This is a genomic window from Urechidicola vernalis (assembly GCF_031846385.1).
Lineage (GTDB): Bacteria > Bacteroidota > Bacteroidia > Flavobacteriales > Flavobacteriaceae > Urechidicola > Urechidicola vernalis.
Genome location: NZ_JAVRHV010000002.1, coordinates 254,012 through 271,350 on the forward strand (window position 1 = coordinate 254,012; position 17,339 = coordinate 271,350).

General features: G+C 33.9%; 18 protein-coding genes. 8 read left to right on the top strand and 10 right to left on the bottom strand.

Annotation, left to right across the window (positions count from 1 at the left end):
- Positions 1-14: 14 nt before the first annotated feature.
- The gene (locus RM519_RS06380) at positions 15-1,667 is read right to left on the bottom strand and encodes a sulfatase family protein (protein ID WP_311592814.1); all 1,653 of its coding nucleotides are present in this window, start codon (positions 1,665-1,667) and stop codon (positions 15-17) included.
- Between the two features lie 143 nt (positions 1,668-1,810).
- On the opposite strand from RM519_RS06380, the gene RM519_RS06385 reads away from it, so the two are divergent.
- The gene (locus tag RM519_RS06385) at positions 1,811-2,668 is read left to right on the top strand and encodes a hypothetical protein (protein WP_311592815.1); all 858 of its coding nucleotides are present in this window, start codon (positions 1,811-1,813) and stop codon (positions 2,666-2,668) included.
- 1 nt (position 2,669) lies between these two features.
- Here the strand turns inward: RM519_RS06385 and RM519_RS06390 are convergent, their stop codons facing one another.
- From RM519_RS06390 to hisG, 9 genes are all read right to left on the bottom strand, one after another.
- Positions 2,670-3,074, bottom strand: a complete 405-nt coding sequence (locus tag RM519_RS06390) for an acyl-CoA thioesterase (RefSeq protein WP_311592816.1) — start codon at positions 3,072-3,074, stop codon at positions 2,670-2,672.
- Entirely contained in the window at positions 3,074-3,670 is a 597-nt protein-coding gene (gene hisIE / locus RM519_RS06395) for a bifunctional phosphoribosyl-AMP cyclohydrolase/phosphoribosyl-ATP diphosphatase HisIE (RefSeq protein ID WP_311592817.1), read from the bottom strand. Before hisIE ends, RM519_RS06390 begins: the two co-directional genes overlap by 1 nt.
- A complete protein-coding gene (gene hisF, locus RM519_RS06400) occupies positions 3,670-4,425 on the bottom strand; it encodes an imidazole glycerol phosphate synthase subunit HisF (RefSeq protein WP_311592818.1) in 756 nt (251 codons plus the stop codon). The genes hisIE and hisF overlap by 1 nt, the downstream gene beginning before the upstream one ends.
- A gap of 1 nt (position 4,426) precedes the next feature.
- Positions 4,427-5,155, bottom strand: coding sequence for a 1-(5-phosphoribosyl)-5-[(5-phosphoribosylamino)methylideneamino]imidazole-4-carboxamide isomerase (gene hisA, locus RM519_RS06405; protein WP_311592819.1), 729 nt, complete (start codon positions 5,153-5,155; stop codon positions 4,427-4,429).
- The gene (hisH, locus tag RM519_RS06410) at positions 5,152-5,733 is read right to left on the bottom strand and encodes an imidazole glycerol phosphate synthase subunit HisH (protein ID WP_311592820.1); all 582 of its coding nucleotides are present in this window, start codon (positions 5,731-5,733) and stop codon (positions 5,152-5,154) included. Before hisH ends, hisA begins: the two co-directional genes overlap by 4 nt.
- Positions 5,734-5,818: 85 nt before the next feature.
- On the bottom strand, positions 5,819-6,958 hold the full coding sequence (gene hisB, locus RM519_RS06415) for a bifunctional histidinol-phosphatase/imidazoleglycerol-phosphate dehydratase HisB (RefSeq protein ID WP_311592821.1): 1,140 nt from the start codon (positions 6,956-6,958) through the stop codon (positions 5,819-5,821).
- Positions 6,951-8,006 (bottom strand): histidinol-phosphate transaminase, encoded by a 1,056-nt coding sequence (gene hisC / locus RM519_RS06420; protein WP_311592822.1) that lies wholly within the window; start codon positions 8,004-8,006, stop codon positions 6,951-6,953. Before hisC ends, hisB begins: the two co-directional genes overlap by 8 nt.
- Positions 7,990-9,291 carry a histidinol dehydrogenase gene (gene hisD / locus RM519_RS06425; protein WP_311592823.1) on the bottom strand — a complete coding sequence of 434 codons (1,302 nt, stop codon included), beginning with the start codon at positions 9,289-9,291 and terminating at the stop codon, positions 7,990-7,992. The genes hisC and hisD overlap by 17 nt, the downstream gene beginning before the upstream one ends.
- A gap of 2 nt (positions 9,292-9,293) precedes the next feature.
- Entirely contained in the window at positions 9,294-10,151 is an 858-nt protein-coding gene (hisG, locus tag RM519_RS06430) for an ATP phosphoribosyltransferase (protein WP_311592824.1), read from the bottom strand.
- Positions 10,152-10,630: 479 nt separating this feature from the next.
- Here hisG and RM519_RS06435 point away from each other — a divergent pair, with 479 nt between their 5' ends.
- The 7 genes from RM519_RS06435 to proB are packed head-to-tail and all read left to right on the top strand — an operon-like array spanning position 10,631 to position 17,337.
- Entirely contained in the window at positions 10,631-11,272 is a 642-nt protein-coding gene (locus RM519_RS06435) for a GNAT family N-acetyltransferase (protein ID WP_311592826.1), read from the top strand.
- Between the two features lies 1 nt (position 11,273).
- Entirely contained in the window at positions 11,274-12,458 is a 1,185-nt protein-coding gene (gene argG, locus RM519_RS06440; RefSeq protein ID WP_311592828.1) for an argininosuccinate synthase, read from the top strand.
- Positions 12,459-12,461: 3 nt separating this feature from the next.
- Positions 12,462-13,439, top strand: coding sequence for an N-acetyl-gamma-glutamyl-phosphate reductase (gene argC / locus RM519_RS06445; protein ID WP_311592829.1), 978 nt, complete (start codon positions 12,462-12,464; stop codon positions 13,437-13,439).
- Between the two features lie 22 nt (positions 13,440-13,461).
- The gene (gene proC / locus RM519_RS06450; RefSeq protein WP_311592830.1) at positions 13,462-14,265 is read left to right on the top strand and encodes a pyrroline-5-carboxylate reductase; all 804 of its coding nucleotides are present in this window, start codon (positions 13,462-13,464) and stop codon (positions 14,263-14,265) included.
- 3 nt (positions 14,266-14,268) lie between these two features.
- Positions 14,269-15,393, top strand: coding sequence for an aspartate aminotransferase family protein (locus RM519_RS06455; protein ID WP_311592832.1), 1,125 nt, complete (start codon positions 14,269-14,271; stop codon positions 15,391-15,393).
- The gene (locus RM519_RS06460; RefSeq protein WP_311592833.1) at positions 15,390-16,583 is read left to right on the top strand and encodes a glutamate-5-semialdehyde dehydrogenase; all 1,194 of its coding nucleotides are present in this window, start codon (positions 15,390-15,392) and stop codon (positions 16,581-16,583) included. Before RM519_RS06455 ends, RM519_RS06460 begins: the two co-directional genes overlap by 4 nt.
- Positions 16,567-17,337 carry a glutamate 5-kinase gene (gene proB / locus RM519_RS06465; protein WP_311592834.1) on the top strand — a complete coding sequence of 257 codons (771 nt, stop codon included), beginning with the start codon at positions 16,567-16,569 and terminating at the stop codon, positions 17,335-17,337. The genes RM519_RS06460 and proB overlap by 17 nt, the downstream gene beginning before the upstream one ends.
- Positions 17,338-17,339 lie beyond the last annotated feature (2 nt).

A 17,339-nucleotide genomic window follows, 5' to 3' on the forward strand; every position in this document is an offset into this window, starting at 1 on the left:
AATACGGCTGAATTTTATAATTTATGGATAACGATATCGCTGGCTTTATAACCAATTCTTTCAGAAACTAAATATAAATATTTACCAGAAGTTGCATTGAATGGCTCGGAGTACAATTGCCAATCACTATTATAATCATAATTCTCCATTAAACTATCTGAAATAATATAGGCGATAGAAGCCCCTTTTGTTTCACAAGAAATTCTAATGGAATTTCCTGTTTGCTTAACTCTTGGCAATGCTGTAATTGGTTGCTTCAAGTCTGGCCACATTTTTTGAACCATTTCCAATTCTGGAACCTCTCCAAAATCTTCATGTTTCTTTTGGTATTTATCATACATTTTTTGCAATTCATTTAATTGCTTCTTAAAATTTGGATCTGAAATTAAATTATGCATCTGATAAGGATCTTCCTTAACGTTATATAATTCCTCCTCTGTTTTCGTTGTAAACCATGTTTCTTGTTCCTCATTTAGTTCACCATTTTCTTTAGACTCTAAAAACTCAACCATCATTGGAATCTGCTTTCTATATCCTACATCTTTATATTTAATTTTATTAGGATAATAATTCTTCACATACAAAAAGTCCTTAGTTCTGATAGCCCTAGAGCGATCTGAAAATTCATCAAACCGATCAGAACTGCCAAACACGTACTCGTTTAATTCTTTTTTGAATGAACCCATAAATGGTTTTCCATCAATATAATTTGGAGGTTTTATTCCGGCTAAACTCAAAAGTGTCGGAGCAAAATCTACAAATGAGATCAAATCATCCATTCTTCCTTTTGTTTTACCATCTAGGTCTTTTATAATCAGTGGAACTTTTAATCCAGAATCATAAATAGCACGTTTTTCTCTGGGCAAGGGACCTCCATGATCCGAATAAAAGAATATAATGGTATTATCATACAATCCATCTTCTTTTAGTTGATCGATAATCTTAGCAATTTGATCATCCATCAATTCTATATTGCTGTAATGCCTTGCAATATCATTTCTCACCTTTTGTGTATCTTGTAGGTAAGGAGGCACAGTAACATCATCAGGAGACACAGTCAATTCTTTATCCACATTCATCCATAATCTACTCTCGTGCGTAACGTTAAAATTAAACACTGAAAAGAAGGGCTGTTCATTTTTTCTATTTCTCCAATGTGCTTGATTTCCATTCTCATCCCAAGAAGTAATTGGTGCAGCAAATTGATAATCCGTTTTACTATTATTTGTACAGAAATATCCAGCTGCTCGCAAATATTCAGTAAAACATTTTACCTCTGAAGGAATAACCGCAGAATATTCCGGGATTGCATTATCATTAACATCTATTCGTTTTTGGCTAGGATTTGGATTATACATTCTTTTACCCCAACCTCCAACATCCAATCCTGTCCTCATATGCATGGTACCAATAGAAGTTGGGTACATACCGGTAATTATAGCTGATCTCGAAGGCGCACAAACCCCAACCGGGGCAAAAGCATTATCATAAATCATTCCTTCTAATGCCAATTCATCCAAGTTCGGAGTATTCGCAATAGTATCACCATACATAGATAAATCGAGGCTAATATCTTCAGCAACCATCCATAAAATGTTAGGTTTACTTTGACTAAAAGTCAGATTTGATATTATAATCAACACAAGACTTAGTATACTTCTTTTCATATTTTAAATTCAACGTTTATTAGAAACCGTTAATTTAAACATATTTATAGTCAGAATAATTTATCAGATAAATTTAAATAGATATAGTCATTTCATTTTAACTTAAAATCTTAAATTTACGATACAAAAATTAACCCTTTATTATGAAGAAAATTGTTTTAATTCTTTCTCTTTTTGTTTTTGCGCACGGCACTTGTCAAAACACCGCATATTCTGATCAATCGTCTACAGATAAGTTTTATTTAAAAAGTATTTATAACACATCCGATTATACTGTAGTAGTATTTAGCGGATTTATGGTTGATGACTACACAGGAACTTTGCACAAGCCTGGAGGAAAAAGTCCATATATTTTAAAAACTAAAAACGGTAGTGTGCATGCTCTTGTTAAACAGGCAGGCTGGAACGGACCAGGTTATAACGGATTTGGGACTCGTAAATTTATGGGTGGAGAATCTGTGATGTTCAAATTATATTTTGAAAAAGTAAATAATTTAGATAATATTTCTGGAGTTGTTGAAAAAGATTGTTACGGTTCAAACTGTTGGAGCTTTGAAAAAATTAAAATATACAAAGATGACGCTGATGAATTTGACCCACATAATGACCATATAAGCATCACTAATTTTAGCCTTAACGCATCATATGACTCCTATAACAACAATAATAAAAAAGGTGTAGAACTATCGATAAATATGACCGTAAAAGGATTAAAAAGTAAACCACTTGCATTAACAGTGCGAGTTAAGAATCGCGCATCAGGGCAATTTGAAATTCCAAATCATTATGCAAAATTTGATTATAATTATGATGAGAAAAAATTAAACCCGGATTATGATGAGAGTGTATTTAACGATATTAAATTATTTGTGCCGTACGATGAAATCATTTTAGATAAAGGAAAGAATAATTTAAGTTTCGATATTGACTTAATAGTTGATGACGCACAACATGAACTTATAAAACATTTAAAAACTCAAAACTGGCATCTAACTAATTAATTTATTTTAATAAACTTAAAACGTCTTCCCTTATTCGAGTAGGCTTTTGAGTTTTAGCATCTACCAAACACCAAGTAGATGCTGTTTCTGCAATGACTTTTCCGTTCTTCACAACTTGAACATGACGTACAGATTTAACGCCGTGCGTTTTTCCTACCCAAGTTCTAACGGTTAATTCATCATCTAAAAACGCTTCTCCTTTGTAGTCTATTTCATGACGAATACAAATCCAAACATACTTGGCATTAATCTCATCATTCGATAAAATCTCCCAATGCTTTTCCGCAGCAACATTCACCCAAGTGAGGTAAACCACATTGTTTACATGATTTAAATAATCGATATGTTCTGCATTTACAGTAACTGCAAATTCATATGAAGGCGTATTCTCTGGAATTCTATTCATTACTTCTGTCTAGATTTTAATTCTTGAACTATATCTTCCAATCGATAACCTTTTGCTTGTAATAACATTAAATAATGGAATAGTAAATCAGCGGATTCGTATAAGAACAACTCATCATTACTATCAAGTGCTTCAATTACAGTTTCAACCGCTTCTTCTCCCACTTTCTGCGCAACTTTATTTATTCCTTTTGAAAACAAACTTGCTACATATGATTTTTGAACATCTTTATTCGCAACACGTTCTGCAATGGTGTTTTCTAAAGTAGTTAAGAAACCATAATCTTGTGCATTTTCTTGTTTCCAACAGGTATCCGTTCCTTTATGGCAAGTTGGCCCGTGTGGTTGTACTTGAATTAATAAGGTATCTTCATCGCAGTCGTTTTTTAAACTCACCAATTCCAGAAAGTTACCGCTTTCTTCTCCTTTTGTCCACAGCCGTTGTTTGCTTCTGCTAAAAAAAGTAACCTTATTTGTTGCAACGGTTTTATCAAACGCTTCTTGGTTCATATACCCAAGCATCAGCACGTTTTTAGTTCGCGCATCTTGAATTATCGCCGGAACTATGCCTGTTGTCTTATCGAAATTTATGTTCATTATAACCTAACTTTTAAACCTTCTTCTGCCAAGGCATTCTTCAAATCTACAATTTCTATTTCTTTAAAGTGAAAAACACTCGCTGCTAATGCAGCATCTGCTTGCCCTTCTTTAAAGGTATCAACAAAATGTTGAACAGTACCTGCACCTCCACTTGCAATAATAGGAACATTTACTATTTCACTTAATTTCTTTAGCGCGTCATTTGCAAAACCATCTTTGGTACCATCATTGTTCATAGATGTAAACAGAATCTCTCCTGCTCCTCTATCTACACCTTCTTTAACCCAATCAAATAAATTCAATTCCGTTTCAACACGACCTCCAACTAAAAAGATCTTCCACTCGCCATTTATGTTTTTAGCATCTACAGCCAACACAACACATTGACTCCCGAACTTGTTTGCCAAATCATTTATTAGTTGCGGATTCTTAACGGCTGAAGAATTAATAGAGACTTTATCTGCTCCTGCTCGCAACAGCGCATTCACATCATCTACTGATGAAATTCCACCACCCACGGTAAACGGAATATTGACTTTACGTGCCACTTTTTCAACCATATCTATCATGGTTTTACGCTTATCTTTGGTTGCTGTAATATCTAAAAAAACCAATTCGTCGGCTCCTTCTTTAGAATATCTATCGGCCAACTCAACTGGGTCTCCCGCATCGCGAAGTCCTACAAAATTTACACCTTTAACAGTTCTTCCGTCTTTAATATCTAAACATGGAATAATTCTTTTGGTCACCATTCTAACTCTGATTTAAAATAAATTGTTCCAATTGTTTTAACTGAATTCTTCCTTCATAAATTGCCTTTCCAATAATGGTTCCTTCGCATCCTAACTCGGCTAAAGCAGGTAATTCATCAAAAGTCGAAATACCTCCAGACGCAATTAATTTTATTCCTACAATTTCCGAAAGCATTCTTTTATACAATTCAAAAGATGGTCCTTGAAGCATTCCGTCTTTAGAAATATCTGTACAAATTACATTTTCAACTCCTTTTTTCTGATAATCTTGAACAAACGGAATCAACTCCAAATCTGATTCTTCTAACCAACCACCAACGGCTATTTTTTCATTATTGGCATCTGCCCCTAAAATTATTTTATCAGAACCATATTTCTCCAACCAACTTTCAAAAATGGTTGGATTTTTAACCGCAATACTGCCACCTGTAATTTGGTTGGCTCCACTTTCAAATGCAATTTTTAAATCTTCATCAGATTTTAAACCACCCCCAAAATCAATTTTCAAATTTGTTTTAGAAGCAATGCTTTCTAGTACTTTGTAATTTACTATATGACTTGCTTTTGCGCCGTCTAAATCGACTAAATGCAAATATTCAATTCCATGATCTTCAAATTCTTTAGCAACTTCTAAAGGGTTTTGATTGTACACTTTTTTGGTAGCATAATCTCCTTTAGACAATCTTACACATTGTCCTTCAATAATATCTATGGCTGGTATAATTCTCATAATTCAATAAAATTCTTTAGAATTTGTTCTCCTATACTACTACTCTTTTCTGGGTGAAACTGACATGCATAAAAATTATCTTTTTGAATTGCACCTGCATATTGCAAACCATAATCTGTTAAGGCAATTGCATTCTCATTAACTGGTACATAGTAACTATGAACATAGTACACATATTCATCTTCATGAATGCCTTGAAATAAATCCCCTTTCAAATTATTAATTACATTCCAACCAATTTGAGGCACCTTTAATTCATCATTAAACTTCAAGACATCCACCGGAAATATTCCCAAACAGTCTGTATTATTCTCTTCTGAAAATTGACACATCAACTGCATTCCTAAACAAATACCTAAAACCGGTTGTTTTAAAGATGGAATCAATTTATCTAGACCTTGCCCTCTAATTTCTATCATAGCACTAGAGGCCTCTCCTACTCCAGGAAAAATCACCTTATCAGCCGATTGTATAACCTCAGCATCATTCGAACAAATTGCCTCATAACCTAATCGCTCTAAGGCAAACTGAACAGATTTTACATTCCCTGCACCGTAATCTATAATTACAATCTTCATATTCAATTTCAAATTATTATTTGGGAATTACGAATATTTCAGTCATTCTATTTCTCTCAATTTTGCAATTCATAATTCGTAATTATTATAACATTCCTTTTGTTGATGGTAAAATCATTTTATCTACATCTCTTTTTACCGCCACTTTTATTGCTTTTGCAAAGGCCTTAAAAATAGCCTCAATTTTGTGATGCTCGTTTTGACCTTCGGCTTTTATATTTAAATTTGCCCTAGCGCCATCTGTAAATGATTTAAAGAAATGTAAAAACATTTCTGTTGGCATTTTACCAACCATTTCTCTTTTAAAATCTGCTTCCCATACCAACCAATTTCTACCTCCAAAATCGATAGCCACTTGTGCTAAACAATCATCCATTGGCAGACAAAAACCGTAACGCTCAATACCTAATTTATTTCCCAATGCATTTGCAAAAACTTCGCCTAAAGCAATAGCCGTATCTTCTATGGTGTGGTGTTCATCAACCTCTAAATCTCCATCTACCTTAATTGTTAAATCCATAGCACCATGACGCGCTATTTGATCTAACATATGATCAAAAAAGGCTATACCAGTACTAATTTCACTCTTACCAGTTCCATCAAGATTTAATTTGATATAGATATCGGTTTCATTTGTCTTTCTAGAAATTTCGGCAACGCGATCTTCTAATTTTAAAAACTGGTATATCGCCTCCCAATCATTGCTCTCTAAAGCAATAAAAGCGTCTAACTCTTCACGCTTTACAGTTATTTCATCGGTTCCAAAGTTTGTCTCGTCATTGATGAAAATTCCTTTAGCACCCAGGTTCTTGGCCAATTCTATATCTGTTAATCGGTCTCCAATTACAAACGAATTTTCCATATCATATTCTTCCGTAAAATATTGCGTCAATAAACCCGTATTTGGTTTGCGAGTAGGCTGATTGTCTTTGGCAAAAGTTTTATCAATAATCACTTCATCAAAAACGACTCCTTCTCCCTCATAAGTTTTCATGATAAAATTATGGATAGGCCAAAAAGTATCTTCAGGGTATACCTCTGTACCTAAACCATCTTGATTGGTAACCATGACCAATTCAAAGTCAAGATCTTTTGCAATCTTAGGCAAGTAGGCCAAAGCCTTTGGGTAAAATTCTAATTTTTCAAATGAATCTGTTTGTTCATCTGCAGGCTCCTTAATCATGGTGCCATCTCTATCTATAAAAAGTACTTTACGTTTAGTCATTATCCAATTCTTTAAGTGCTTCTATTAATTTATTATTTTCCGTTCTCGTACCAATTGTCAAACGCAAGGTGTTTTCACACAACGGTTGCGTGGTTCTATTTCTAATTACAATTCCTTTTGCAATCAATTCATTATAACGTTCATTCGCATTATCAACTTTTACCAGCAGAAAATTAGCATCTGAGGTAAATATTTTAGTAATAAATGAAATAGCTTCTAATTGCTTTTCTAACCGAATGCGCTCCGCCAATATTGATCGAATTTCTGTTTGAACTTCATCAAACTTCATCAATCGCTCCTTTGCTTTCTGTTGCGTTAATTCGTTTACATTATATGGTGGCTTGATACGATTTAAAATTTCAATTATTTCTGGTGAGGCATAACAAATTCCAAGTCTAATTCCCGCCATTCCATATGCTTTTGATAAGGTTTGGGTAACGATTAAATTTGGAAAATCATTCAATCTTTTAGACCAACTTTCATCAGATGAAAAATCAATATAAGCCTCATCAACAACTACTATTCCGTTAAAAGACTTTATAATCCGTTCAATTTTTACAGATGAAAATGAATTTCCTGACGGGTTATTTGGCGAACATAGAAACAACAACTTAGAATTATCATCAACAATATCTAATGTTTCTTGTACTCTAATATCAAATTTATCAGAAAGTAAAACTTCTTTAGTAGTCACATCATTCAAACCAGCCAATACGCCATACATGCCATAGGTTGGAGGTAGCAAAACAACATTGTCTTGCTTAGGCTCGCAAAAGGCCCTGAAAATTAAATCTAACACTTCATCGCTTCCATTTCCTAACAAGATTTGATTTGTAGGAACATCTTTAATTTTTGATAGCAACTGCTTTACAGATTGCTGTTTAGGATCGGGGTATCTGTTTACACCATTTTGAAACGGATTCTCATTGGCATCTAAAAAAACCATGTTAGCAGTAGCCTCTTCAAACTCATCACGTGCTGAAGAATAAGCCTTTAATTTAGCAACGTTTGACCGAACAATTTTATTTAAATCAAATTCCACCTTCATCTTCTTTTAATTCATTCAACCTTAACGTTACTGCGGTTTTATGTGCTTGCAACCCTTCTGCGTCCGCCATCAATTCAATAGCGTTCCCAATATTCTTAATCCCTTTTTTCGATATTCTTTGAAAGGTGATTTTCTTTACAAAAGCATCTAAATTTACACCGCTATACGATTTTGAAAAACCATCAGTTGGCAATGTATGGTTTGTACCACTCGCATAATCTCCTGCACTTTCTGGTGTGTAATTCCCAATGAACACAGAACCTGCATTTACAATATTATTTAAATAAAAATCTTCATTGTCAACTGCCAAAATAAAGTGCTCAGGTCCATATTCGTTAATCAAATCAATAATATCTTCCTTATCTCTTAACAAGATTGACTTAGAATTTTCAATGGCCTTTTCTGCAATTTCTTTTCTAGGTAAAACCAACAATTGCTTCACAACTTCTTCTGAAACTTCTTGTAAAAACGACTCAGAATTAGACACACATATCACTTGGCTATCTGCTCCGTGTTCTGCTTGAGACAACAAATCGGAAGCCACAAAAGTAGCATTGGCAGTCTCATCTGCAAGCACCAATAATTCAGATGGACCAGCAGGCATATCTATCGCTATTCCTTTTGAAAGTGCCACTTGTTTAGCCGCAGTTACAAACTGATTTCCAGGGCCAAATATTTTATATACATTCGGCACAGATTCGGTTCCAAAGGTCATTGCTCCAATTGCCTGAATTCCTCCAACTTTAAATATCTTGGTAACTCCACAAAGTTTAGCAGCATACAAAATTGCTGGATGTAATTTCCCTTCTTTGTTTGGTGGTGAGCACAACACAACTTCTTGACACCCGCCTAATTTAGCAGGAACTGCCAACATCAAAACGGTAGAAAATAATGGAGCAGACCCGCCCGGAATATAAATTCCTACTTTTTCTATTCCTCTAGATTCTTGCCAGCATTCTACTCCTGGTGCTGTTTCAATGAGTTTCTTTTCTATTTTTTGAGAAGAATGAAATGTTTCAATATTTTTTTTAGCCAATTGAATGGCATCTTTTAATTCATCAGAAACTAAGGCGACACCTTCAGATATTTCAGACTCAGAAACAGATATATTGGTTAACGAGACTTTATCAAACTTCTCAGTATATTCGATAACCGCTTTATCTCCTTCAGATTTCACAGCATCAAATACCCCTTGAACTAAGGCATCTAAATCCAATTTATCTAAAGTTGGTCTTTTCAATATTTCAGACCATGATTCTCTTAATGGATTTGCAATTAGTTTCATAATTACAAGACCATTTTTTCGATTGGACACACTAAAATTCCTTCAGCCCCTTTCAATTTCAACTCATCAATTACTTCCCAAAAACGGTCTTTCGCAATTACCGTGTGTACAGAACTCCATCCTTTTTCTGCTAAGGGTAAAACAGTCGGACTTTTCATTCCGGGTAAGGTTTTTATAATTTCATCCACTTTATCATTTGGAACATTCATTAAAACATACTTAGATTCTCTTCCTTTTAGAACAGATTGAATTCTAAATTGTAGTTTATCTAAAATTGTTTGCTTCTCTGACGACAATGATGGGGAAGATGTTAAAACAGCTTCAGATTTCAACATCACCTCTACTTCTTTTAAGTTGTTTTTAAATAATGTACTACCACTAGAAACAATATCAACAATGGCGTTTGCCAATCCTATATTAGGAGCAATCTCAACCGATCCATTAATAACATGTATATCTGCAGTTTCACCTTTACTTTCAAAATACTTTTGCACCGTGTTCGGGTAAGAAGTGGCTATTTTCTTTCCTCTTAAGTCTGAAATACCATTGTATGATACTTCTTTAGGAACGGCAATAGAAACCTTGCATTTAGAAAAACCAAGTTTCTCAATTATCGGTAAATCCGAACCTTTTTCAATCAATGTGTTTTCTCCAACGATGGCAATATCAACGACTCCATCCCTCAAATACTGAGGAATATCTCCATTTCTCAAATACAGCACTTCTAGAGGAAAATTTCTTGCATCTGCCTTTAATTGATCTTTTCCATTCTCAATAGAAATTCCACAATTCTTCAACAATTGCATTGAATCTGTATTGAGTCTTCCTGATTTCTGAACCGCGATTTTTAATTTATTCATTTTCTTTTTAATTATGACCGAACCATTAAACAGATTGAAATAAAAAACCCGCCTGAATGATTCAGACGGGTTTTGATATTTTTTTAGATTTTAATCCACAACATCACTAACTCACCTGAATAGTAAGGATAAAATGATGATGATGTCTGCGATTAAAATTCATTCTTATTAATTTTTACGTTGCAAATATAAAACCTATTTTATTACCTCCAAACATAAATATGATTATTTTATTGATTTTTATGTATTGTTAAATTATCCTTAACAATATGTAATTTTTATTGAAAATAGTTTTACATATTAAAATATAGTTGTAGGTTTGCCACGTGGAAGTAGAAAACACACATACACGTACATTTTTCCCTCGCTTACGTCGCCGCCCGTAAGGGTTATTCTATTTCATGGAATTAGGTGAGTCCAATTCCGCTTTCAAGACAAAGACACATTTCAAATTTTTTATAATTTAATCATAATTTACAATGAAAATTGTAATTGCTGATATATCACATATTAGATTCGCACAAGATATTTGCGACACCATTGAGAATTCTGCCTCACAAAGAGGAACCGGAATTGCAAGAAGAACCGTTGAGTATATTACTGCAAAACTAGAGAACAACAATGCGGTTATTGCTGTTGAAGGAGATAAATTTGCTGGATTTTGCTATATAGAAAAGTGGGACCACGGTAAGTATGTAGCTCATTCTGGTTTAATTGTTCACCCTGATTTTAGGAATAGAGGTTTAGCTAAAAAAATCAAAAAAAAGATTTTTGACTATTCACTAGAAAAATTTCCCGAAGCAAAAATATTTGGGATCACAACTGGATTGGCTGTTATGAAAATTAACTCTGAATTGGGATACAAACCTGTTCCATTTTCAGAATTAACAGATGACAAAAAGTTTTGGGCCGGATGTCAAACCTGTACCAATTATGAAATTCTTAAATTAAAAGAACAAAAAATGTGCTTATGTACGGGCATGCTGTACAATCCAAAAAAAGAAGAAATTTTACAAAAAGAAATCCATAAACATCCGTACGATAAAAAAGTATGGACGCGTTTAAAGAATATTAAACAAGCATTGTTTTTAAAAAAGTCCTTGAAAAAAGGCAAAAAATAAGATGGGCAAGAAATTAGTTTTAGCATATAGCGGAGGATTAGATACCTCATATTGCGCAAAATATTTATCAAAAGAAGAAGGGTATGATGTTCATGCTGTAAGTGTAAATACCGGTGGTTTTTCAAAAGATGAAATCAAAAATATTGAAGAAAGAGCGATTCAATTAGGAGCAACATCCTACTTATCTATAGACGCTGTTGAAACCTTTTACAGCAATGTTGTAAAGTACCTTATTTATGGGAACGTATTAAAAAACAACACCTATCCATTATCTGTTAGTGCTGAAAGAATTGTACAAGCAATTGAAATTGTGAATTATGCAAAAAGTATTGATGCAGAATACATTGCACATGGTTCTACAGGTGCAGGGAATGATCAGGTAAGATTCGACTTAATATTTCAAACTTTAGCGCCAGAAATTGAAATCATTACACCGATTAGAGACAACAAATTATCAAGAGAATACTCAATCAACTATTTAAAAGACAACGGGTTAAATTTACCTTGGGAAAAAGCAAAATATTCAATTAACAAAGGGCTTTGGGGAACTAGTGTTGGTGGTGATGAAACCTTAACATCTAATTTAACATTACCCGAAGAAGCATATCCAAGTCAATTAGAAAAAGAAGGTACTGAAAAAGTTGTATTGTCTTTTGACAAAGGACAGTTGGTAGCTTTAAATGGTGAAAAAGATACTTCAGTAAACAATATCATAAAGTTAGAAGAAATCGCCTCTAAATTTGCAATTGGTAGAGACATGCACGTTGGTGATACCATTATAGGGATTAAAGGAAGGGTCGGTTTTGAAGCTGCCGCATCCTTGGTAATTATCAAAGCACATCACACCTTAGAAAAACATACTCAAACCAAATGGCAACAACATTGGAAAGAGCAGTTGGGTAACTGGTACGGAATGATGTTACACGAAGGTCAGTATTTAGATGAAGTGATGCGGAATATTGAAGTGTTTTTAGAAGACACTCAAAAACAAGTAACAGGTGATGTTATTGTGAGTTTGTACCCATATAGATTTATTGTTGAAGGAATTGAATCTGACAACGACTTGATGAATGCTTCTTTTGGAAGTTATGGTGAGATGAATAAAGGCTGGACGGCTGATGAAGCGAAAGGGTTCATTAAAATCTTATCGAACTCTGGAAAAATATTTAACCACGTAAATAAGTAAACCATGTTAAAAGCAGGAATTATTGGAGGAGCTGGTTATACAGCAGGTGAATTAATCAGATTATTGATACACCATCCGGCTGTGGAGATTGATTTTGTGTATTCAACTTCGAATGCAGGAAACAAAATATATGCAGTCCATCAGGATTTAGTTGGGCAGACCGAACAATCGTTTTCAAGTGAAATAAACTCGGATGTAGACGTGATTTTTCTATGCTTGGGGCACGGAAATTCGACCGTCTTTTTACAAAATAATTTGTTTTCAGTAAATACTAGAATCATTGATTTAAGTAATGATTTTAGATTAAACAATGACGCAAATTTTGAAGGTAAAGAGTTTGTGTACGGTTTACCAGAATTAAATAAAGATGCAATTGAAAAAGCATCAAATATTGCAAATCCAGGTTGTTTTGCAACTGCAATTCAACTTGCCCTAATACCATTGGCTAAAGAAGGCGTTTTAAATACTGATGTTCATATTAATGCTACAACTGGAGCAACTGGAGCCGGAGTTTCACCTGGCGCTACTACTCATTTTGCTTGGAGAGATAATAATTTTTCTACCTATAAAGTATTTACCCATCAACATTTAGGAGAAATTGGAGAGACTTTAGAATCTTTACAAAACGGATTTGATAAAGACTTAATATTCATTCCTAACAGAGGAAATTTTAGTAGAGGAATTTTTGCCTCTATTTACACAGATTTTGAAGGCACACTTGAAGAGGCATATGCTTTATATGAAAAATTTTATGAAGATGCTCCGTATACCCATTTAAGTAAAAACCCTGTTCATTTAAAGCAAGTTGTAAACACCAATAATTGCTTTATTCATTTACATAAACACAATAACAAACTATTAATTACTAGCGCTATAGACAATTTACTTAAAGGTGCTTCTGGACAAGCGGTTCAAAATATGAATCTCATTTATGGTTTAGAAGAAAACCTTGGACTAAATCTAAAATCAACTTATTTCTAAAAACTAATAAAAACCAAACATTATGAAAATTGCTATAATCGGAGTAGGAAATTTAGGCTACTCAATTGCACTAGGAATTGTAGGACAAAGCGACATAGATGTTGAATCGCTATACCTTAGCAAAAGAAACACTTCTACCTTAAGTCTTTTTGAACATATTCCAAATGTTACAATTACTTCGGATAATCTTGAGGCTGTCAAAAATTCAAATGTTATTATCTTGGCTGTTCAACCTGGTCAATTTGATAATGTGGTTGAATCTATAAAACCTGTATTAGATCCAAAACAGCATTGCATAGTATCTGCTGTTACTGGCAGAAATATTGAACATATAGAAAACTTAATTGGTAAGGAATATCCGATTATAAGAAGTATGCCAAATACAGCTATTTCAGTTTCTCAATCTATGACATGTTTAAGCGCTAATAAATTAGGTCAAGAGAATATTAATTGCGGTAAACAAATATTCAATTCTTTAGGTAAAACACTTTATATAGAAGAAGACTTAATGCAAGCGGCAACTGTAATTTGTGCTAGCGGTATTGCTTTTTGGATGCGATTAATTAGAGCCACATCTCAAGGTGCTGTTCAACTAGGTTTCGATGCTGCTGAAGCACAAGAATTAGCGATGCAAACAGCTTTAGGTGCAGCAAGCTTATTAGTTAAATCAGAAACCAGCCACCCTGAGCAAGAAATTGATAAAGTAACAACGCCAATGGGTTGCACTATTTCTGGATTGAATGAAATGGAACATCAAGGAATGAGTAGTGCGTTAATAAGAGGCTTGGTTAAATCTTATGAAAAAATAAACGAAATAAAAAATTAGAAAATGAACCTATTCAATGTATATCCTCTTTATGATGTAACTCCTGTAAAAGCCTTAAACTGCAACGTTTGGGACGAAAACGGAACAGAATATTTAGATCTATATGGTGGTCATGGGGTTATTTCTGTTGGTCATTCACATCCAGATTACGTATCAAAAGTTACGGAACAATTAAACAATATTGGTTTTTATTCTAATGCAATTCAAAACCCACTTCAAAAAGAACTCGCTAAAAAATTAGGTGAAATTTCTAATTGCGAAGACTATGAATTATTTCTATGTAACTCAGGTGCCGAAGCCAACGAAAACGCTTTAAAAGTTGCTTCTTTCCATACAGGAAAATCAAGAGTTGTATCTTTTAAAAACTCATTTCACGGTAGAACTTCAGCAGCAGTTGCGGTAACAGACAATAAAAAAATTAATGCCCCAATTAACAAACAGCAAGTCGCCACATTTTTACCTCTAAACAATATTGAATTGGTAGAAAACGAATTAAAAAAAGGAGATGTTTGCGCTGTTATAATTGAAGGAATCCAAGGAGTAGGTGGATTGGATGAAGGAACTCCTGAATTCTTTCAAGATTTAGAAATGGTATGCAAAAAATATGGTGTTGTTTTAATTTTAGATGAAATACAATCTGGATATGGTAGAACAGGTAAATTCTTTGCATTTCAATATCATGGAATACATCCAGATATTATTACAACGGCAAAAGGAATGGGGAATGGCTTCCCAATTGGCGGAGTTTTAATTTCTCAAAAATTTGAAGCAAGTTTTGGCTTACTGGGAACCACATTTGGCGGAAATCATTTAGCCTGTGCTGCAGCCATTTCAGTATTAGTCATTATAGAAAAAGAAAAGTTAATGGTTAATGCGAGTGCCGTTTCAACTTATTTTCAAGAACAAATAAAAATAATTCCACAAGTTAAAAACATCAAAGGAAAAGGGTTGATGACGGGTATTGAATTTGATTTTGAAGTAGGAGAACTACGAAAAAAGTTGATTTACAACCATCACATATTTACTGGAGGTGCAATGAATAAAAATTTACTGAGAATCCTACCACCTCTTACGGTTACTACGGACCAAATAGATCAATTTATAAAGGCTTTAAAGCAAGAATTATGATTCCATTAACCGGACAACAAAAAGATGCGGTATTGCATTCCATGGCTCATTTAATTGCTTTAAACAAACAAGTAATTATAGATGCTAATTCAATAGATCTAGAAAGTTATAAAGGGAATGATATTTCCATGCATGACCGACTCATTGTGAATGACGCCAAGGTTGATGGTATGATTCTTTCTTTAGAACAATTGGTAGCGGATAGCGACCCAATTAATAAAGAACTGTACAAATTCACGCATCATAACGGAATGAATATCGTAAATAAAACGGCACCTTTTGGTACTGTTATGATTATCTATGAATCTAGACCCGATGTTACTGTAGAGGCCGCTGGAATCGCATTCAAGTCTGGTAACAAAATACTATTAAAAGGAGGAAAAGAATCTATAAATTCTAACCTCGCCATTGTTTCACTTTGGCATCAGGCCTTGGAACAACATAATATTTCTAAAAATTGGGTGGAATACCTAAACTATAACAGAACAGAAACTCAGGCTTTTTTAGAAAAGCCAACTCAAAAATTAGATTTAATAGTTCCAAGGGGTGGAGAGAAATTAATCGCCTTTGTTAAGAAAAATGCACAATGCCCTGTAATAGTAAGTGGTCGTGGAAACAACTTTGTATTTGTAGATAAAGAGGCCGATTTAGAATTGGCATTAAGTTTAATCAACAACGGAAAAACGGCAAAAATTTCGGCATGTAATGCTGTAGACAAAGTACTGATACATGCAGAATTACCGAATAAAGATAAGTTTATCAATTCATTGATTTCGAAATTGAAAGAAAGTGATGTTGAAATATTAGGTGATGATAAATTATCAAGTAATGACCATATCAATCAAATTGACTCTGATGATATTTGGTTTGAAGAATTTTTAGATTATAAAGTTGTAATTGGACAAGTGATTAATACACAACAAGCCATTGAAAAAATAAATAAATATAGCGGAGGGCATTCCGCCGTTATTGTAACGAAAAATGATAGCGAAGCAAATGGTTTTATGGCCGCAGTAGATTCGGCAGCAGTTTATCAAAACGCATCCAGTAGATTTACGGATGGAGGTCAATTTGGATTGGGTGGAGAATTGGCAATTAGCACAGATAAATTACACCATAGAGGCCCAATGGGACTTCATCATTTAGTAACCAACAAATGGTACATTAAAGGCAATGGGCAAATTAGATAGAAAAAGAATCGTTCTAAAAATTGGCTCAAATGTTTTGACAAAGGGCACCGATCATATTTCACGAGGAAAGATTGAGGATATTGCACGTCAAATTGCAGCCTTAAATAACACTTATGAATTTATTATTGTAAGTTCTGGGGCTATCGCTGCTGCAAAACAATTTGTACAATTAGAAGGAAAAGAAGTCACAGTAAAACAAGCCTTAGCCTCTATAGGCCAGCCACACTTAATGCGAATTTATCAAGAAAACTTTAGAGAATTAGGGTTATTAACATCGCAATGTCTTTTGTCTTATTCTGACTTTGAAAAAGAGCAAGCTAAAACAAATATTGTGAACACTATTAATGTATTAGTTGAAAATAATTACATTCCAATTATTAACGAAAATGATACCGTTGCAACAGACGAAATTAAGTTCGGAGACAACGATAAACTAGCGGCACTTACTGCAGAATTGGTAAAAGCAGACATCTTATTAATTGCAACGAATACTGACGGAATTTATACCAAAGCATCTATCCAAAATAACGAAATGGAAACGATTACATCTATTACAGATGTTGCTCAACTAGGGCAAGAAATATTTGGTTCAGTTTCAAAACATGGAACTGGAGGTATGGCAACTAAAATTGAAGCAGCTACCATTGCACAAAACGCTGGGATTGACACATGGATCGTAAACGGAATGAAAGACGAGTTCATTAAAAATTCGGTAAATGACGACGTGAACTTCACAAAAATAACAACAGCATAAGT